This is a genomic window from Enterococcus sp. AZ015 (genome assembly GCF_050499225.1).
Classification (GTDB): domain Bacteria; phylum Bacillota; class Bacilli; order Lactobacillales; family Enterococcaceae; genus Enterococcus_D; species Enterococcus_D entomosocium.
In genome coordinates this window covers 133,438-153,127 of sequence record NZ_JBMHEX010000001.1, presented here as the reverse complement: position 1 = coordinate 153,127, position 19,690 = coordinate 133,438, and the positions used below count along the sequence as shown (strand labels likewise).

Below are 19,690 nucleotides of genomic sequence, written 5' to 3'. Positions count from 1 at the left end.
AGTGTCTTATCTATTATAAGGAATAATTGTTGCGCACGCAACGATTATTGTTTCTCTCGGAAAAAAATAGGTACACTGTTGCTGATCAACAAAAAAAGAACTTCAGCCCTCTCGCTGAAGTTCTTTTCTGATTCATTTTATTCAGATTCTTTCAATAAAGCTTGTACGACCTTACGACGACGATACAGCTGTCTTGTTTTCCAGCTGATAAAGCCGATGAGTAAAGCGATCCAAGAAATGATCGTCAGCCATAAAGCTCCGTCGAAAAACCAAGGTGCGTCATAGTCAACGACTAAGACATTCTCCCCTGCTTGCTGTTGGACAGAAACGGCACCAATGGCACTCAAAGAGACATCTTTCTCAGTTAGTGGCTGCTGATTGAGGGTCAATTCAGTATAGCGGTAATTGATGATCGGTAACGCCTTCCACGCCTCTTGATCACCTTGCCAACGTAAAGTAAGTTTCCCGTTTTCTACGGTTTTTGCCACGGTATCATTTTTTTCAATAATTTCTTCCCCGTACAAATTGTACTTGTTCTTCTTGGTCTCTTGATAGAGGGGCAGATAATCTGGGGTAGAACGTTGATACAGCGCTAATGCTAAGGACTTGTCTTTACTAAAATAGGCTTCCTTCAATTGCGCTTCAGATTCCGCCGAGAGATAGGTGTGGTTTCGCAGTGAAACTGCCGCTTCATCGGAGTGCCAGTCCTGCATTTTGACCGTGTTTTGGATCAGGATTTGACCAACACTCAAAACTAAAACGAGGACGAACCAACGCGGATTTGCCAATGGCTTGCCCCGATAATAAGGAACCAGCAGGCACAAACCGACTAAGATCAAAATCGTGGCAGGAACAAAGAACCGAAAAGGGAATTGTAGTAAATTGATCACACCATTGTCCAGACTGCCTAGCCATTGCCAAGGAATAGCGTTCGATGATAAAACGAAAAAGACCGCTGCAGCTGCTGTCATTAATTTGAAGCCGCCGGATAGACGAGGCCATACACGAATCGCACCGCAAAAGAACAAGGCACATAAGATTGGCAGCAGGTACGGAGTCGTCCACCAATAGCTGCTGGTTCCAGTAATGGTATTGTTCTGCATGTTGCGATTCACAAAAGGCGCGATCAACGTGTTACTCGTATAGAGATCCAACATCCCTAACCAAATATTGGCGGTCAGCAGCAAGAAAATCCCGATCGCTCCTGCTAAGCGCAGCACCAATTGTCGTTTTTCTTCGCCGGAAGTTCCAACAAAAAAGGCGCGTAAGAAAAAGGGCACATATAAGAGCACTAACAAGATGCTTGAAAACACATGGATTTGAAATAAGACTGCCACGGAAACCCCTACCGCAAAAGGCCGCAACCGTTTATGTTCCCCTAGTGCAATCAGTGGAATCAGACACAGCGGTAACACGGCTGCTCCCCAAGCAGAAAAGCCCTGCCGCTCTATCCAATACTGGACAGAATAGGTCGCCATAAACAGGATGCTCATCCCCACTGACAGCCAGCCATTGACTCGTAGTTTCTTTAATAAGCCAAACATCGAAAACCCTGCTAGCAGATAGAGCAGCCCATTGGCGAGCAGTTGGTAGGAAAACCACGAAGGACTCAGCAAGACCAGCAGACCTTGGAAATAGGCAAAAAAGGGACCGTATAATGCATTGACGATACGAGCAGATTGCTGAAACCCGTAGATAGAAAGAAAATATTGAAAATTGCCCTCTTTGATCTGCTGGCTGGTCTCATAAAAACGATTGAAGTGAAAGACCACATCAGAGCCCAAAATCATGCCTTGGCCTAAGATCTGCGGTAATAAAAAAACACCACTCATTGCAATCAGAATCACCACTTGCCAGAAAAGCGGCTTTTGTACTATTTTTTGTTTCAAAAAAAAACCTCCTTGCACCTTTTCGGTACGCTCATAAAAAGAGTACCAGATAGGGACGAGGAGGGGAAAAAGAAAGCTTAGTGAAAAGGGATACATGGTAAAAATTTAACCAATTACTAAACTTTTCTAGGTTTTAGGTGGTCGTTTCTTTGCTTTTTCTCAAATTTATTGGGTGATCGTTTGCCAGCTTTCCAGTAGTTCGCTTAAAAGCGGGACGACCGTTTCTGCAGGGGCTGCCTCTTTTTGGACATTGGCACTGACTAGCTGATCGTACATATAGCCATACAGCTGATCGAGATCTTCAGCAATAGCGCCGCCTTGCTCACGGTCTAAAGAGACCCGTAATTCCAATAAAATATTCTGCGCCTTGACAAATTGCTGATGGGCTTGGCTCAACTCTTCTTTTTCCAATGCGATCACTGCTAATTTGATGTTTTTGATGGCTGCTTGCAACAGCATTTCAATCAGTTTGTTGGGGGAGGCACTCATTACTTGGTTCTGCAGGTAGTTGTTTTGCATTTTTTGATAATTCATCTTTTTTTCCTCACTATAAATCAAATTCGACGAAGGCGGCACTGTCTTCTTGCTGCAAATACGTTTTGACAAGATTGTTTTTGCGGTTCAAACGCCCCAATTCTTGTTTGATCTCTTGCTGCTGGGCTTTGACCTGGTCTAGGAACGCTTGATACGCTTGGATCACTTGTTGCGCCAATGCACTGGTTTGTGGACTATGGCTCTGTTCTTCTGCTTGCATGGCTGCTATGACCGCTGCATTGGCTGCCATCAAACGACCGGCTTCTTCGCTGTCGCCGCGCCATTTTGCAAACCCAGTTAAAATCTGATTCAAACGTTCATCTAATGATACGTGTGGCTCCATAGGTTGTTTCCTTTCTTGTTGACGAGGGTTTCTTATGCGAATGAAAAAATGACTGCTTTAATCGGCTATCCTGCCTAGTTTGACGTATTGGCAAACTGATTGCTTAGGTAACTCAGCTGATTTTCAGCCTCCATCATCACGGAGTCTAATTTGGTAAACATTGTGATGTAACGCTCTTTTTTCATTGCTAAAATATCATCAAACCGTGTAATCTGTTTGTTCAAATCCTTGATGGTACTGTCATAGGTCGCAGATTTGGTGGCAATGATCCCTTTATTGGCTGAAGTATTGACGACATAGCTGTTGGCTAATTCTTTTAGCGCTAATGTATAGCCGGTCTCTTTCGTACTCGCAGTGCCATCGGCTTCTTTGGTTTTCGTACTTGCATAAAAGAAGGACTTCACAGCAGCGGGATCTTCCGCTAGGGCTTCTTTTAACTTGGTCGTATCCAGTCCCAATGTACCATCATTATCGACGGTGGAGATGCCTAGCTTATTAGCAGTCAGCTTTGAGCCGCTGACGGCGGGAATGGTGATCAAATTTCGCAATTGAGTCTGTAGACGGGTCAACGCACTGTCTCCCACCAAGGTCCCCGTCTTGTTGTTTTCACTACTAGGATCTCCCACGGTCAAATTATCGCCGATAAAACTCATCAAGCTATTGTATTGATCCACTAATCCTTGTACTGCATCAACGACTTTCGAAGTATCATTGGCTAAAGAAAGCGTCACATGCTCCTCGCTTTTTTTCGCTAACGTCAGAGTGACACCATCGATAACATCCGTCACACTATTGCTGTCGCGGGTGATCTCCATGCCGTCTAGTTCAAAAATAGCCGGTTGGCCTTGCGTCGTAGCCGCAGTTGAACCGATCCCTAATCCTTCGGCGGCATTGCCGTCGATCAAGAAGTTTTTGTCGCCCATTTTCGTATTCGTTAAAATCAAACGGTTATCCACGATGCTCGCTGCAACGAAGGTCGTCTTGCTTTGGCCATTGATCTTAGCTGCCACATCTTTTAAGCTGTCTTCGGCAGTGATCTCGATCGAAGCGGTGATCGGTTTGCCATCTTCATCGACTTCCGAACTGGTCAATGACAGCTGACCACTGACATTTAGGGCCGTTTTGCTGCTTTGAGCTACTTGACTCCCCGTCACCTTCGTGGCGGTTGCTAGTTGGTTGACTTTTAGATCATAGGTGCCTTCTGGGGCTTCCGTTGTTCCTGCAATTGAAGCGATACTACTATTGGTGGTCGTCGCTTTTTTTGTCTGATAAGCATCATCTTTTTGTAACGCATCGACTTTTGACAAAAAGTTAGTCAAGCGAGTGCTGATATCACTCCATGCCGTTTTTTGTGCTTTAAGCGACGTGATTTTATTCTCAGCACGGGTCTTATTGATCGCATCTGCCGCCAATAATTTTTCAATATCTTCTGAAGTCACGCCAGAATAACTCCCTAGCGTTGTACTGATTCCTGAACTGCTGGTTACACTTGCCATAGTTTCATCCCTTTCGATCGACCGCAATGCCCATGTCATCCCATATTTTTCCAATCACATCTAGCATGTTGGCTGGTGGGATCTCTTTGATCACTTCGTTGGTCTGCATATCCACTAAACGCACCATCGTACGCCCTGTGCGCTCATGTACTTCATAAGCCAATTTCATATCTTTGCCAAGTAGTCGCTGATTCACTTCCTCCACGGAGGCTGCGATCTTGTGCTGATCGGCTACTGAAAAATAGTGGATCGGCGGTTCAGTGACCACTGTCCGTTCCTTTTTCTCCGCCAGTTTCCCCTCTTGGTGTTGCGGCTGAAGGTTGGCGGTCTCTGGATCTAGGGATTCGATCGGACGTGCTTTAGCGACCGACGCAACGGCTTCGATCGGGTGTATTCCTGACATTGGCTGAATATCCATCAGAGCTTCCTCATTTCTAAGCGTTTTTGTGCTGCTATGTAAAACACAAGAACTGCGCTTCCCCTAGGCAGTCCTTGTGTCAGTGGTTCACTTGATCAAAAATTATCCTTGTAACAAGCTCAATACGCTGTTAGGCATTGAGTTTGCTTGTGCCAACATTGAAGTTGCTGCTTGAGAAAGGATGTTGCTCTTCGTAAAGCTCATCATTTCTTGGGCCATATCAACGTCACGGATACGTGAGTTTGCTTCAGATAGGTTTTCTTGTGTTGTACCTAAGTTGTTGATTGTGTGTTCTAGACGGTTTTGCGCCGCACCAAGATCCGCACGTTGTGCAGAAACTGCTTTGATCGCTTCATCGATTTTCGTGATTGGGTTGTTTTCAACGCTGACAGTTGCCGCTGCTGCTTTGCCTTCATCAGAAGCGGTAAATGTTGCTAAAGCATCATCGTATGTTTTTTGAGCTGTTGCTTTTGCTGTATCATCCGCAGCTGTGTCGATGGCTGTTTGTAATTCAGCAACTGTTTTACCAGCTGCCGCATCAACTGTGCCGTCCGCTGCATATTTTGTTGTAGCATCTGCTTTGAAGGCAGTCGCTACTGCTTTATCTTTTGCTGCAGCAACAGCTTTGGCATCGCTTGTGTCAATGGCTTGTGTTAAATCTAAGCCTTTTACTTTCAAGGCAGATGAGCTCATGTTGTTGATTGAAACGCCCATTGTTTGGTTTGCGTTGGCACCGATTTGGAAAGTGAATGATTTCGCATCATCGCCTTCACCAGTTAACAAGCTTTTTGTATTGAATTCAGTGGTATTGCTGATACGGTCGATTTCATCAGACAATGCAGTGTATTCTTTGTTGATCGCACTGCGGTCGTCATCACTTAACGTACCGTTTGAACTTTGAACCGCAAGGTCACGCATACGGCCTAAGATGCTGTGGGTTTCATTTAATGCACCTTCTGCTGTTTGGATCAATGAGATACCATCTTGTGCATTGCTTTTTGCTTGTGACAAACCGCCGATTTGGCCTTTCATTTTTTCAGAAATTGCTAAGCCAGCTGCGTCGTCCCCAGCTTTGTTGATGCGTAAGCCTGAAGATAATTTAGACAAAGAATTGCTTTTAGAAGCATTTGCTGCCGTTAGGCGTGAGTAAGTATTCAATGCTGAAACGTTTGTATTGATTCTCATGTGTAGTTCCTCCTAATTTTTATTCGCTAAGGTTTCCCTCTGCTACTATTTATCGGAAGAAACCGTTCAGGGTTAAGCCTTTTTTCTAAAAAAAATAAAAAACTTTTGCTCCCGTCAAAGAACAAAAGTTTTTTGGGTTAATTTAAATAATCTAGAATGGACATCTGCATGATCTTTGTTCCCATTGCTAATGTTGAGCGGTAGGCAGTCATTTGATTTTGATATTCCATATACTTTTCCGCAATATCGACGTCTTGTTTGTTGGACAGTGTTTCGGTCAAGTTCAGCTTTTCCGTCTCATTTCGATCAGCAGCCGCCTCCAAGCGATTGTAGAGGGTGCCGATCTGCGCCCGTACATTCACTACATTGGTGGCATGCTGGTCATGAGCGGTTAAAAGCTCGCCCCCTAAGGCATCTTTATCATCACTGCGCAACGCAGACAATAAATCATTGAAGTAGGTGCTTAAATTTTGGGGATCCGTAGCGGTGCCCGTCTCGTTCATCAGTCGATCACCGCTGGCTAACAGATCCACCGAGACCCCGTTTGCGATTTCTCGGGGCAAGTCTTCACTGGTGCCATTGTATTTGATACCGACGATGGCGTCATTTTCTTTGACGATCTCAAAAGGCGCCGTCGTCGTATTCGTTCCGCTAAATAAATAGCGGCCATCAAAGTTGGTATTTAATGATTCAACGATACCTGCGATCTCTTGCTCGATCTCTGAACGATTTGCGCCTAATTCCTCACTGCCGGCTGTCGCATTGGCAGAAGATTGAACCAATGAGCGAATCCGCAGCATCGAGGTACTGACGCTTTCTAAAGCAGAATCTTGGGCTTTTGTCCAAGAAATACTGTCTTTGATCGTATTATTGTAGGTTTTGTTTTGATTTAACGACACATTGAGATCCATGATTTTTGAAACCAGCAGTGGATTATCCGAGGACTTGCTGACTTCTTTCAAGCTCGATAGCTGATTCAACGTGGATTGGACTTTGGAGGCGTTGGTTCCTAGATTTCGTAAAAAATCATTGTAGGTGATTGAATTGGAAATACGCATGTTCTACACTCCTGTTCGATTGATCAATGTGTCTAACATTTCAGAAACGACCGATAATATGCGGGCATTGGCCTGAAATCCTTGTTGGAAACGAATCACATCTGACATTTCTTCATTTAATGAAACACCGGACACCGATTGATTTTTGTATTCTAGTTGATTCAGCAGCGACAATTGGGCACTGACCGTATTGTCGGCTTGCTGTTTTGAGATCCCGTTTTTGGTGACGATGCTGTTAAAATAACTGCTGACACTCATGCCGGATGCTGCATTAGCAAACGTCAATGTCTCAGAATCAAAAGAAGCGATCGTCTTTTCTGACAACGGGAAATCCAATTTGGCACTGCTGAGTTTGGCCATTGCAGCAGCTCTTGAACCATCTCCTGCTGCATTGCTCGTTCCGCCGGTCACCAGACTTGGGTTATCTAACAGTGCTTGGCTGACCCGAATCGTCGTCGCTGTGCCGGTATCATCTTGGCCGATCTCAAATAGTCCGCTTGTACGAGAAGCGCCGCCGGTAAAGACCATGTTCATGGCTTGCGCGATCGTCGTCGTAAAGTTGTTCAATTCCGTCAAGCGGCTGCCGATTTCACTAGATGATGCTTGCAGGCCACCGATCGCCCCTTCTTTGATCGGCAATTCTGTATAGGCGGTGTCGCCATTGTCGGTGGTTTTCGTCAACAAGACGGTTCCAGCTGGATAAGACCCTGTGATGGTTTCGGCAGGATTCAAGGCGTTGCCGTCTTTGGAAACCAAGGCGCCTGTCTCGCTTTGTCCCACCACCACACTAAGGGTATTGCGTTCCTCCGCACTTAAGATCGTCTGTCCGCTCATGGATACAAACCCACGACCATACTGATCGGTCTTGGTTTCGATCCCTGCTAGACCCGAGAGATCTTTCAACAGACTGTCTCGACGATCTAAAAGATCATTGGGTGTCTCACCACTCGTCGTCAACCCATAGATCTGTTCATTCAAGGATTGCAGCTGCTTGACCTTCTCATTGAAGTCCAGCGCGGATTTTTCGATGGTATCCAGCGTGTCGCTTTGCAGCTGCGTCATTTGTTTGCCCATTTGGTTGATGGTATCGGCAAATGTACTGCTGTTTTCCAGCACAAGGGTCTTAGACGTATCCAGTTCAGGATTGTTGGCTAATGCGGTCCAAGAATCAAACATCGTTGCCAGCTGTTTGGACAGTCCGTTGTCAGAAGGCTCATTCATTAAACTTTCCAGCTGTCCTAATATGTCTGCTTTTTGTTCATAATATGTATAGGTAGAATTGGCATTGCGTACTTGTCCAATGACAAAATCATCGACGATCCGTTCGACACTGCCGACTTTCACACCCATACCGATGCTGCCGACACCCGCTAGATGGTAAGACGCTTCGGCTTGCAAGTTGACTCGTTGTCTTGAGTAGCCGTCTGTATTGGTATTTGCAATGTTGTGGCTGCTGGTTTGCAACGCTGCTTGATTGGCGGTCATGCCCCGGGTTGCGGTGCCTAATGAACCGAATAGTCCTGTCATAGTAGTACTCCTTACATTTTTTGATCGATGATCGCTGTTGAGACTGCTTGTTTTTCTTGGTATTTCGAATACGTATTTGCCGGTGTCTTGATATTTTCTTTGACTGCATCCATCAAAACGGTTTGGAAACTAATGGCTTGTTCCGTCAGCAGGAGATTCTCGGCTTGCTGCACTTGGATCTGGCGGATGAGTTCTTTGATCGCCCCTGAAAGAGTTCCTTCATACGTGGAAAAAACGGGTACGAAGGCGGTTTTTTTCTCGACGAGTTCTGGTAATTTTTCTGCTTGATTTTTGATCAAGCAGGTCTTTTCTTTTTGCAGCAACCGCAAGAACTGCTGTAGCTGACGCTCAAATTCCCGTTCTGTCATCTAGTCGACCTGCTTTTCATCTTGTTGCAGCATTTTATCGGCGATCGTTTCGGCAGATACTTGGTAGGTGCCTTCTTTGATCGCTCGTTTCAATTCTGCCACTCGTTCACTGCGACTGGCTGTTTGATTGGCACTCTTTTGAATGGCTTGAGCTGTTTCGGACAATTGAACATCGACGGTTTTTTCTGTCTGAGCAGCAGTTGGCTTTTCTTGTTTGACCGCTTCACGTTTGATGGCCTTGTCGCTGTATTCTGCGTAACCTCTTTCGATTTTCATAGGTTCTCCTCCGTTCTCATTCTTCTACCCTCTACTATCGGTCAAATCACAAAAAAGTTAAACCCATATGTTTAACTTTTTGCGATTTCTTCAAATTAATGCAAATTGTGGATGCGTTGTTTTTGCGAAAGAATGTTGGTGATCCGTACGCCGAAGTTTTCATTGATGACCACGACTTCCCCAGTGGCGATCAGTTTGCCGTTCAACAAAATCTCTAGCGGTTCATCCGTCAGTTTTTCCAGCTCGATGACGGACCCCGTATTGAAAGATAAAATGTCCTTAATGGTTTTTTTGCTGCGGCCTAACACGACACTTAGATCCAGTGGCACATCAAGAATCAAGTCCAAATTATCCCCATCGCTCACCCCGCTAGAGGCCAATGTTTGAAACGCCGGTTTGCTGACTTCAACGGGTTTTGATGTAGCCGCCGGTTCAGGGGTAGGCGCAGCAACGGGTGCCGTTGGCTGCGGTGTTGGTGTTTCTCGAGTAACGACAGTCGCTTCATCGGACAGCATCGCACTGGCGATATCGTTAACCACCGGATCCGTAAAGATCTGCATGATTTTGCTTTCGATCAGACCTTCGACGCGCAAAGAAAATGAGATACAATAAATCTCTTCCTCTGCCTCGATCCCGCTATACTCAATGTTTTCTGGTGTCTCCCATAGTTTGACGATCGGCGGTAAGATATCCACTTTACGGCTGATCATCGTCGCCATCGAAGTCGAGGCAGTCCCAATCATTTGGTTCATGGCTTCTGCCACAGCACTTAGCTCTAATTCCGTGAATTGGGTGTTGCTGGTTTCACCGGTTCCCCCCATCATCAAATCAGCGATCACGATGGCATCTTTGACTTCTAACAGCATCAAATTACTGCCTAAAAGGCCTTCTTTAAATTCAACTGTCGTTGCTACTTTTGGTGCAACGAGGTCGTTTAAGATCTCACCAAATTTGATTTTAGACACCCGGGGAGTCGTGATGCTGACCCGACGATCAAGAATGGAAGACAACGTCGTCGCCGCTTGCGACATGGAGATATTGCCAACTTCGCCGATAATGTCGACTTTGACTTGCTCTTCTAATCCTTGCGGCTGGGTTGGGGCACTTTGATTCAACAATGCATCGATTTCTGCTTGGGATAAACGTTCACTCATAGTTCTTGCTCCTCTTCTAACTTGTCTAATAATTCAATGGCTAAATGGTCCTCTTGCTTCCCAGGTTTTGCTCGGAAGTAAGGTTTTCCATCGATGAAGGTCTCTAATGGTTCAGTAATTTTTTTGTCTAGTTTGATGACATCGCCTTCTTCTAAGTGGAGAAACTCAGAAAGACTCATTTGAGCATGGCCCAACAGAACTTCTAGATTCAATCCGACCCCATTCAAACTTTTTTGCAACTCGCGGCTATCGTCTTGGTTGACTGGCTGATTGCTATCAAACCAATTGCGGAAACTTAATTTATCAATGATCCCTTCAAAGAAGACATACGGGATACATAGATTGATGAAATGTTTCACTTCAAAAATTTTGATAGTAAAGGTCACTAATACGACGGGTTCGTTGGGCGACATGTTTTGCATCAATTGCGGATTCGTATCGATTCCATCCAAAACCGAATCCAAGGCAACGATGTCCTTCCAAACATTTTGGTAGACCCGTACAAATTGTGCCACCACTTCTTCCAAGATCGCTGTTTCAATATCAGTAAAACTTTTTTTCTCGCTAAAATCCATTTCAATCGGCTTGTTTTGATAAACATCCAAGCCGCCGCACAACAACTCCACCAACATCATACACAGTTGTGGATTCATCTCGATCATCTGGATCCCGCTCAAAGGCTGAGAATGAAAGAGCCCCAACAAAGTAAATTTTGGTATCGAATGGATAAATTCGTCATAACTGACTTGTTCGATAGCTGCCAACTGCAAAGAAACATTGGTCCGCAGTTGGGTAGAAAGCATGCTGCTGCTCATCTTCGAGAAATCCTCGAAGATCATGTGCAGGGTATTGACGTATTCTTTCGACAGCTTTGTTGGTCGGCGAAAATCGTAGGCTTTCACTTTGGCTTGTTTGTCTTCTATCTCAATAATTTCTTGATCGATCTCTCCGCTGCTCATCGCATTCAACAATAAATCAATCTCTTGCTGCGTCAATACCTGATCCACACTAATCCCCCATTTTTTTAAAAAATCATGTGATCGATTTGAATCACACTGGCTACTTTTTCACCGATCGTCACGACCCCAACGGCATGTTCTGTCTCTTGATTGCTTAGTTGGATATCGTCTTCGGTGATATCAAGAACTTCAATTACTTCTTCTACGAGGACCCCTTTGGTCTCCTCTTGCTTCTTCATGATCAATATGTTTTTTTCGTAGGCTGGTTCCATGATGGGAATCAATTTTGCCAAACGAATCACCGTTACGACAGACCCCCGCAGATTGATCAACCCTTCCACCCACTCTGGTGCTAAGGGCACCTTCGTAAAAGAAGGGGCATCAATGACCTCGTCCACCGAGTCCGCCGAGATCAAATAGTACTGCTGAGCCATTTTGAAAAGAATCATCTGCATGTCGCTATCCTCCTAGGCATTAGGCAAAGGCTTTGTCGATGGCAGTGATTACGCGGTCCGTGTCAAAGGGCTTCACGATAAAGTCCACCGCACCGGCGCGAATCGCATCCATCACCATTCCTTGTTGTCCCATGGCACTGCACATTACGACTTTGGCCTGCGCATCAAACGTGCGGATCATTTTTAATGCCTCTAAGCCATCCACTTCTGGCATCGTGATATCCATAGTCACTAAGTCTGGTGTCGTTGCTTGGTATTTTTCAAAAGCCTCTTGGCCATTTTGGGCTTCCCCCACGACTTCATAGCCGTTTTTTTCTAAAATATCCTTTAATTTCATGCGCATAAATACCGCATCATCCACGATCAATACTTTTTTTGACATTGTATTTGCCCCTTTCAAATTCCTAATGAATCAAATATGTTTTCTAGTACACCGATTTCTGGAATCAAAAATAACGATGCCTCTAATGTTTCTTTGGCGTAGACGAACTCATTACGAATCACCATCACCTGCTCATCATACTGGGCCATCGCCAGATAGATGGAGCTGATCGCTGCGCCAAAGAAATCATAGCTGGCGCTTGGTAAAGACGCACTCAGCTGAGTTTCCAATAGTTGGCCGATCGCGATCAAAAAAGAATTGGTAAGAATGTTAGTCAACTCGTTGATGACCGATTGCTTCAATTCTTCAGACGGATCGATTTCTTGGATCATCAACTGACGCAATTTTGCGGCGGATTCATCCGTTAAGACAAACAAGAAGATCCCTCGAAACGCCCCTTCGATCTGGCTCATCACCACATGAACTTCTTTGTCTTCCGCCATGATCTGCTGATACAGGTCCTCATACGCTAGAATCTCGACTTCCGGTACCCGCATATCGATCGGTTGTTGGACGAGCTTTGATAAACTAGTCGCAGCGTGACCACCGCCGATATTGATCAGTTCTTTTAGGCCATCGATTTGCAGCGCTGTATAACTCATAGGCGGTCATCCTTTTTTTCCTGACAGATGGCATGAATGTCTAGGATCAATGCGATCGAGCCGTTGCCCATAATCGTTGCCCCTTGATAGCGATTCAGCTTTTGCAGCAATGGATCGATTTTCTTGATGACGATTTCTTGCTGGCCGATCAGCTCATCTGCCAAAATGCCGTGAAATTGCTGGTCATTGTTGACGATGATGGCGAATTTTTTCTCAGATGGATCGCCTTCGATCGCTAAGAGTTGATCGGTCCGAACCAAGGGAATCAACTCCTCTTGAAAACGATAGACCTCATCCGAGACCGTCTGGATGATCTCTTCTTCTTTGACCATCACCACGCGTTCGACGAGATTTAGTGGAATCGCAAAGGTTTCTGCTCCGACGCGAACCATCAACGCTTGAATGATCGACAGAGTCAATGGCAATTTGATCACAAACTGCGTGCCTTTATTTGGCTGGCTCTTCATTTCGATCGTGCCCCCTAGTTGGGTGATCTTCGATTGCACGGCATCCATCCCGACACCGCGCCCAGAAATGTTAGTCACTTCTTGCGCCGTTGAAAAACCAGGATGGAAAATCAGCTGCTGCAACGCTTCATCGGAAAGACCTTCCGTTGCTAAGCCTTTCTTTTCAGCACTTGCTTTGATTACTTGCGGATCAAGGCCTTTGCCATCATCCTCTAAAGTAATGATCACGCGATTGCCTTCTTGGTAGGCCGCCAAGCGAATCGTGCCCTTGCGCGGTTTGCCCAGTTTTTCCCGAACATCGGGTGCTTCGATGCCGTGATCGACAGAATTACGCAATAGATGGACCAGAGGTTCACTCAACTCAGAAACCACTGTTTTATCCAATTCCGTTTCTTCCCCAAAAATGACAAGTTCCATCTCCTTTTGCAGTTCATTGGATAAGTCCCGAACCATTCGCGGAAAGCGACTAAAGACGACATTGACTTGCTGCATGCGGATCCGTAAGACCAAATCTTGCAGCTCAGAGGTCAATCGTGAAACTTGCTCTAAGGGGTCTTTGACTGCTTCGATGTTTTCCCGCTCACTGACATCTTCTAATTGATTGCGATAGACCACTAATTCGGACACGAGATCCAAGAATGAATCTAAGCGATTCAAGTCGACTCGGATCGATTGGTTTTGGGCGGACGCATGATGCGCTGGCGCCGACGATTTTTCTTTCGTTTCTGTTGTCGCTTGCTGAAGGGCAGGAGTCTCTGACTCTTGGGTCGGCGCTGGTTGAAGTAACTCTTCTGCCTCCTCCAACACAGCGGCTGATGGATCAAAAGGTGCCACCACGAAGGCTTCGATCTCACTATTGCTGGCGATGTTTTGCTCGACATCAGCCAGTGTTTGCTGCGTCAAATACAGCAGTGAAAAATCTGATTCAAAGGTGCCTTCTTCGAGTGTTTGGGCATCTGGTTCTGTATAGAGAACATCCCCTGCTTGACCCAGCTTTTCCATGATCAAGAAGGCACGAGCACCTTTTAACATGGATTGGGCATCTAAGCGAACAGCAATTTGAATGGCTTGATAACCATCTCCAGCCGCTTGCTCGATCACATACAGATCAGAAGGATCGATCTGTTGAAACTGTGGGATTAATGCGCCCACTGCGGTGGGTTTTTGACTTGCCTCTGTCTCGGTTGGTAGGCCGCCAGAATGTTCTGTTTGGTCAAGTTCGGCCAATAAATCGGCAATTTGAGCTGGCTGCAGGTCACGTTCTTCCCGCAGATCCTCCACAAGTTCTGACAGACGATCTAGACATTTGAAAATCAATGAGATCGATTGCTGGGTCACTTGCAAGGTCCCTGTTTTAAATAACTCAAAAATATTTTCCATTTTATGGGTCAGCTGCGTCATGACGTCATAGCCCATCGTTGCCGCCATCCCTTTAAGGGTATGGGCAGAACGGAAAATATCATTCAGCAAGGCGCTATCTTTTGGATCGTTTTCCAATTGCAAGACATGATCATTCAACTGCGCTAAATGATCGTCTGTTTCTTCAAAGAAAAGGGTACGATAGACACTATTGTCATCCAAATGGGTCCCTCCTTTACAAAATTATACTTTTTGATAGATAAACGAATCGATTTTCTTGAGACCGAATTGTTCCGCAAAATTGATCGTTTCTGTCGCTCCCGTAAACAAAATGCCCCCTGGGACCAATGCATCGCTGAATTTTTGATAGACGGCATCCCGAGCATCACTTTTGAAATAAATCGTCACATTGCGGCAAACGATCACATCAAAAGGCCCATTGTACGGGTCTTTCAAAAGATCGTGTTGCTTAAAATGAACTCGCCGTTTGATTTCTGGTTTGATTTGAAACTGGTTCTTTTCTTTTGCATCAAAAAAACGGGTACGTTCTGCCGCTGAGACATTCCGCAATTCGTGGTCTCGATAGAGTCCTTGCTTGGCTTTTGCCAAAATTTGCGTATCGATATCGGTGGCCAAGACATTGGCTGCGGCAATTTGGTTTTTTTCTAGCAGCATGGCGATCGTATAGGGTTCTGCCCCAATCGAACATGCGGCACTCCAAATTTTTGGCAGCGTGGTTTTCGGGAGAACAATGGTTTTCAAGACGCGTTCAAAGGCGTCAAACAGTTCTTTGTTGCGATAAAATTCCGTTACGTTAATGGTGATATGGGCTAAAAAAGCCGCCCGCACCCCGTCATCTCCTTCGATCAATTGCTGGTATTCCCTCAACGTTTTTGCCCCGCTGTTTTCCATGATCGTAAGGATGCGGCGCTGCATTTGATTTTCTTTGTATGCGGCTAATGGAATCCCTAATCGGCGATCCACCCACGCATTAAATAAGGCAAATTCTTCTTCCATCTTCTTCACCTGACCATCTGTGCAATTTTTGCTTCAATGCCCTGCAACGGCAGGACTTCATCCACGACTCCTTGTTCAATGGCATACCGCGGCATCCCAAAGACTGTACACGTTTCTTTGTCTTGAACGATCGTATAGCCCCCAGCCGCTTGGATCTGTCGTAAGCCAGCGGTGCCGTCTTTTCCCATCCCCGTCAAAACCACCGCCGCTAGTTGCGGGCCATAGTAGTCAGCTGCTGAGGAAAAAAGATAATCGACGGTTGGCCGCGTCCCATGTCGTTTTTCTCGCTGGTCCAGTTGCAAGTGCCCTTGTTTGACCGTCATGTGGTAATCCCCTGGACAAAGATACACTTGATTTTCGATCCGCATGCCATCGACTGCTTCTTGTACTCGGACGGTTGTCTCTGTGTCTAAGCGCTTTGCAAAGGAAGCCGTAAATCCCGCAGGCATATGCTGAACAATCAAAATGGGACAACGCAAACGCGCAGGCAAACGGCGGATTATCCCCAGCAAGGCACGGGGTCCGCCTGTTGAAGCACCAATGACTAGCGCATCAAGTGATACCGGCAAGCTGTTTTGCGTCAGCTTAGTGGGCTGGGCAATCGCTGGCATCAGGGTTTGAACCGTGCCGGCTTCATGATCCATCGCCAAAATTTTTTGATGAAATTCAGCGATCCATTCTTTTTCAATCATCGATAGACTGACCGGTTTTTCGACAAAATCTCGGGCGCCTAGCGCCAATGCCTCAATCGTGGTTTCTTGATTGGTTAATGAACTAAGCATGATGACGGGAATGGCTGATTGCTGTTTCATCCTCCGCAAGGTCTCTAATCCGTTCATCACAGGCATCTCCACATCCATTACTACCAAATCGATCGCTTCTTTGGTCAGATAGTCCAATGCTTGTTTGCCATTGCGGGCAGCGACGGTCACTTCGATATCAGGCAGCTGATTCAATAAATCTGTCACTACTTTCCGCATGAATGCCGAATCATCGACGATCATTACTTTTTTCATATCCCTGTACTCCTTTTACAAATAAACGATTTCTTGTTTGACTTGCCGAACCATGGTCTTGAAATCCTGAAGATCCACGATCATCGTTCGACCAGCACTGCCGCCAACATGTTTGGCCACGATCGGAATGTTTAGCCGAGCCAAGACTTCCTCGACGGCTTCAATATTGCGCTGACCAATATTGCTGGCAGCGTTAAGCGTCTGGAACTGAAACATATTGGCGCCGCCAACGATTTTCGCTTGAAAGCGAGGCCGACGGATCTTTTGTTCCAGCTCAGTCACCATCGCCGGCAATGCCAAATCCGCAAACTTCTCGGGCTTGATTTCCCGCTTGTGCAAAAAAGGCTGACTATCTGGCAGCATAATATGACTCAAGCCGCCGATATGACTGGCTTCATCGTAAATGATCGTGCCGATGCAAGAACCTAAACCCACCGTGATCAAACGCGTTGGCGCTTGGGCGATCTTATACTCCGAGATCCCCACATGCAGTTCCTCATTCACGGTCATCATTGTCATCGTCATTGGCGGCTGCCAATTCCTCTGTCTGATAGGCGTCTAACTCAGCCGTCATCTCAGCGGCTTGTTCATAGCTGAAGAGAAATGGCAGTTCCAATGCCAGCACAAGTTCATCGTCTTTTTCCAAAAAGGCTTCGATATAGTTTTGCTTGAGTCCTGACGTATTTAATTCCGCATTGCTGGGACTTTCAACTAGCGGTAAAATGCCGACGATCTCTTCCACGTAAAGGCCGATCGCTTGCTCTTGCCAGTGACACAACAAGACCACATTTTGCCCAGTTTCCGGCGTAAATTCATCAAACAGCTTTTTGCGGATGTCAATGATCGGAACCATTGCCTCTTCAAAAGGCTGGATCCCCAACACGAAATCCGCCACTTCCGGCAGCTGTGTAAAAGAAGCAGCCTCAATGACCCGTACCACATAGTCGATACGCAAGGCAAAGAGTTGTTGATGACTTTTAAATACAACGTATTGTTCCATTGGCGTCACTGCTCCTTTTTAGAATTTGAAACTATCCACTTGGAATTTAAGGATAGTGGCGATCGTTTCGATCTCTTGCACATTCCGCTCAAAGTCTTCGATGACTAAGTAGAAGTCCTCTAAGTTTGCCGTTACTTCTTGGGTGCCGGCAGAGGTTTCCGAAACAGCAGCCGAAATGTTGCTGACGGAAACTTGAACCATGTCTTTTTTCTCAACGATCCCGGTAATATGGGCTTCCACGGCTTGAATACTTGAAACCAATTTTTCGACAATATCAGAGATCTCATTGGCTGACTCGATCGCTTTGTTGATATTGTTGGTTTGTTTTTCGCCGCTTTCAAAGGAATCCGTCACTGCAGAGACCACTTTTTCCGATTTTTTGCGGATCGTTTCAATGATCGAACGAATGCTTTTCGTTGATTGACTGCTTTGTTCCGCCAAGCTGCGGACTTCCTCCGCAACGATGGCAAACCCTCGGCCCGCTTCTCCAGCTCGAGCTGCTTCGATGGATGCATTCAATGCCAGTAAGTTGGTCTGATCAGAAATGTCATTGATCAGCTGAACGATCTTACCGATGCTTTGGACATCTTCGTTCATGTCGTTCATGCTTTCCACTAATTCCGCTTGGTTTTGCCGTTCGATCTCCCAGCTTTCAAATACATGGAACATCATTTCTGAATTGTGGACATTGCTGCTTTGGGATTGACCCACATAGCCGTTCATCAATTCGATCTCTTTGTGGATCTCTTCGATACTTAAGGCTAGCTCGTCCATATCAAAGGAGGTTTGTTCCGCTTCGGAGGCTTGTGAACTAGTGGCATCTGCGATGGCATTCATCGTCTGACGCACATTTTCAATTGAATTTTTGGCATTTTTTGAGGTTGTCGTTAGGCCGCCTACCATTTTTTCCATTCGGCTGCTTTCTTCGTGCATGCCAACGATCACCGCTTTGAAGGTGTTTAAAACCCCTTGAAAACGATTTTGAACTTGCCCAAAAAGGGAATTTTGGTCGCTGCTGCCGATCTCATCGATATGCGACAGATCACCAGAACCAACTGCTTCTAGTTCTGTCAACAACGTATCCATGCCCGAGTGGGTCTCTTTTTTTACCAAATAGGTCATTCCTACTAACACTGCGATTTCTAGCAGCAATACGATCACTGAAAAAATAAAGAAACTTTTTGCTGCTTGTCCGTCTCCGTGGGTGCGGATCACGAAGAAATAGCATCCTAATAATACGATCAGGGTAAACCCTAGCGGAATCAACGCCGCCAAGCGGATTTTTTTGATGATAGCTTGTACCTTCTTCTTCATAACAGTATCCTTTCCTATGCAAAATGATCAGTCGTGCTGTTTATCAAGATTCGCTCTTCACTTGATAATCGTTGGGTCACTCCTTCTTTATCCGATTATGAAAACAATCTTCTAGTTCTTTAATCGGATCTTTTGCTAGAAAAGTTAAGCATCTTCACCAGACATATGTATCTTTTGGATCAGCAAAGCGCGTATAGCCGCCTTGGTATTCATCACGAACCAAGCGACCGTTTTGCAGCTCGACCACCCGATTACGGACCGTATTGACCATCGTACTGTCGTGGGTCGCCAAGAGGATCGTGGCACCGACTTGATTGATCCGCAAGAGTAGTTTCATGACTTCAACGGCTGATTTCGCATCCAGATTGGCGGTGGGCTCATCGGCGATCAAGACTGCTGGCTCTGTGACGATCGCCCGCGCGATCGCTACTTTTTTGCGCTGTCCCACGGAAAGCTCTTCAGGATAGTGATCCTTTTGAGGAAACATACCCACCAGTTGCAGTGCTTTGGCGGTTTTTTCCTGACGCAGCTTACGGGGAGTGCCTAGTACTTGCAGCGCATAGTCAACGTTTTTGGCAACCGTCAGATAAGGAAGCAAAAGGTCTTCTTGTCCGACGATACCGACTTGTCGTCGAATCATATAGAGATGACGGTCTTTGAGTTGTTCCAACAAGACATTGCCGACTTGGATAGAACCGGCCGAAAGCTCTTCTTCTTTCAAGAGCAATTTGAATAATGTCGATTTGCCGGCACCACTGGGACCCACCACATAGATAAATTCTCCTTGAGGGATCGCAACAGAAATATCGGCCAATGCCAACGTACCATTGCTGAATTTTTTACTGACCTTGGTTAAGCGAATCATGTTCTT

At 45.8% G+C, this 19,690-nt stretch carries 22 protein-coding genes; all 22 read right to left on the bottom strand.

Annotation, left to right across the window (positions count from 1 at the left end):
* Nucleotides 1–137: 137 nt before the first annotated feature.
* The gene (locus IGK85_RS00730) at nt 138–1,889 is read right to left on the bottom strand and encodes a hypothetical protein (RefSeq protein WP_008376564.1); all 1,752 of its coding nucleotides are present in this window, start codon (nt 1,887–1,889) and stop codon (nt 138–140) included.
* A 165-nt stretch (nt 1,890–2,054) separates the two neighbouring features.
* Nucleotides 2,055–2,423: a flagellar export chaperone FliS gene (fliS, locus tag IGK85_RS00725; RefSeq protein WP_008376567.1), complete on the bottom strand. Its 369-nt coding sequence runs from the start codon at nt 2,421–2,423 to the stop codon at nt 2,055–2,057.
* Between the two features lie 13 nt (nt 2,424–2,436).
* Nucleotides 2,437–2,766 carry a hypothetical protein gene (locus IGK85_RS00720; protein WP_008376569.1) on the bottom strand — a complete coding sequence of 110 codons (330 nt, stop codon included), beginning with the start codon at nt 2,764–2,766 and terminating at the stop codon, nt 2,437–2,439.
* Nucleotides 2,767–2,840: 74 nt separating this feature from the next.
* Entirely contained in the window at nt 2,841–4,262 is a 1,422-nt protein-coding gene (gene fliD, locus IGK85_RS00715; protein ID WP_016611598.1) for a flagellar filament capping protein FliD, read from the bottom strand.
* Between the two features lie 4 nt (nt 4,263–4,266).
* Nucleotides 4,267–4,680, bottom strand: a complete 414-nt coding sequence (locus IGK85_RS00710; protein ID WP_008376573.1) for a flagellar protein FlaG — start codon at nt 4,678–4,680, stop codon at nt 4,267–4,269.
* Between the two features lie 102 nt (nt 4,681–4,782).
* Nucleotides 4,783–5,865 (bottom strand): flagellin, encoded by a 1,083-nt coding sequence (locus tag IGK85_RS00705; protein ID WP_008376575.1) that lies wholly within the window; start codon nt 5,863–5,865, stop codon nt 4,783–4,785.
* Between the two features lie 137 nt (nt 5,866–6,002).
* Nucleotides 6,003–6,923 (bottom strand): flagellar hook-associated protein FlgL, encoded by a 921-nt coding sequence (flgL, locus tag IGK85_RS00700; protein WP_008376577.1) that lies wholly within the window; start codon nt 6,921–6,923, stop codon nt 6,003–6,005.
* Between the two features lie 3 nt (nt 6,924–6,926).
* On the bottom strand, nt 6,927–8,450 hold the full coding sequence (gene flgK, locus IGK85_RS00695) for a flagellar hook-associated protein FlgK (RefSeq protein WP_008376579.1): 1,524 nt from the start codon (nt 8,448–8,450) through the stop codon (nt 6,927–6,929).
* Nucleotides 8,451–8,461: 11 nt separating this feature from the next.
* Complete coding sequence (locus IGK85_RS00690) at nt 8,462–8,818, bottom strand: hypothetical protein (protein ID WP_008376582.1); 357 nt, start codon at nt 8,816–8,818, stop codon at nt 8,462–8,464.
* Nucleotides 8,819–9,094: a flagellar biosynthesis anti-sigma factor FlgM gene (gene flgM / locus IGK85_RS00685; protein ID WP_005232754.1), complete on the bottom strand. Its 276-nt coding sequence runs from the start codon at nt 9,092–9,094 to the stop codon at nt 8,819–8,821.
* Nucleotides 9,095–9,189: 95 nt separating this feature from the next.
* Complete coding sequence (gene fliY / locus IGK85_RS00680) at nt 9,190–10,248, bottom strand: flagellar motor switch phosphatase FliY (protein ID WP_008376584.1); 1,059 nt, start codon at nt 10,246–10,248, stop codon at nt 9,190–9,192.
* A complete protein-coding gene (gene fliM, locus IGK85_RS00675) occupies nt 10,245–11,255 on the bottom strand; it encodes a flagellar motor switch protein FliM (RefSeq protein WP_008376586.1) in 1,011 nt (336 codons plus the stop codon). Before fliM ends, fliY begins: the two co-directional genes overlap by 4 nt.
* A 17-nt stretch (nt 11,256–11,272) precedes the next feature.
* Nucleotides 11,273–11,662: a chemotaxis protein CheW gene (locus IGK85_RS00670; RefSeq protein ID WP_005226635.1), complete on the bottom strand. Its 390-nt coding sequence runs from the start codon at nt 11,660–11,662 to the stop codon at nt 11,273–11,275.
* Nucleotides 11,663–11,681: 19 nt separating this feature from the next.
* On the bottom strand, nt 11,682–12,044 hold the full coding sequence (locus IGK85_RS00665) for a response regulator (RefSeq protein ID WP_003129084.1): 363 nt from the start codon (nt 12,042–12,044) through the stop codon (nt 11,682–11,684).
* A 14-nt stretch (nt 12,045–12,058) separates the two neighbouring features.
* Complete coding sequence (locus IGK85_RS00660) at nt 12,059–12,646, bottom strand: chemotaxis protein CheC (protein ID WP_008376598.1); 588 nt, start codon at nt 12,644–12,646, stop codon at nt 12,059–12,061.
* Nucleotides 12,643–14,694: a chemotaxis protein CheA gene (locus IGK85_RS00655; RefSeq protein WP_008376601.1), complete on the bottom strand. Its 2,052-nt coding sequence runs from the start codon at nt 14,692–14,694 to the stop codon at nt 12,643–12,645. Before IGK85_RS00655 ends, IGK85_RS00660 begins: the two co-directional genes overlap by 4 nt.
* A gap of 21 nt (nt 14,695–14,715) precedes the next feature.
* Nucleotides 14,716–15,489 (bottom strand): CheR family methyltransferase, encoded by a 774-nt coding sequence (locus IGK85_RS00650; RefSeq protein WP_005226631.1) that lies wholly within the window; start codon nt 15,487–15,489, stop codon nt 14,716–14,718.
* Nucleotides 15,490–15,494: 5 nt separating this feature from the next.
* Entirely contained in the window at nt 15,495–16,505 is a 1,011-nt protein-coding gene (cheB, locus tag IGK85_RS00645) for a chemotaxis-specific protein-glutamate methyltransferase CheB (RefSeq protein ID WP_008376604.1), read from the bottom strand.
* A gap of 15 nt (nt 16,506–16,520) precedes the next feature.
* Nucleotides 16,521–17,030: a chemotaxis protein CheD gene (locus IGK85_RS00640; RefSeq protein ID WP_008376607.1), complete on the bottom strand. Its 510-nt coding sequence runs from the start codon at nt 17,028–17,030 to the stop codon at nt 16,521–16,523.
* Entirely contained in the window at nt 17,002–17,505 is a 504-nt protein-coding gene (locus IGK85_RS00635; protein WP_005232772.1) for a chemotaxis protein CheW, read from the bottom strand. Before IGK85_RS00635 ends, IGK85_RS00640 begins: the two co-directional genes overlap by 29 nt.
* 18 nt (nt 17,506–17,523) lie before the next feature.
* Nucleotides 17,524–18,819 carry a methyl-accepting chemotaxis protein gene (locus IGK85_RS00630; protein ID WP_008376610.1) on the bottom strand — a complete coding sequence of 432 codons (1,296 nt, stop codon included), beginning with the start codon at nt 18,817–18,819 and terminating at the stop codon, nt 17,524–17,526.
* A gap of 154 nt (nt 18,820–18,973) precedes the next feature.
* Entirely contained in the window at nt 18,974–19,684 is a 711-nt protein-coding gene (locus IGK85_RS00625) for a cell division ATP-binding protein FtsE (RefSeq protein ID WP_005232774.1), read from the bottom strand.
* Between the last annotated feature and the right edge of the window lie 6 nt (nt 19,685–19,690).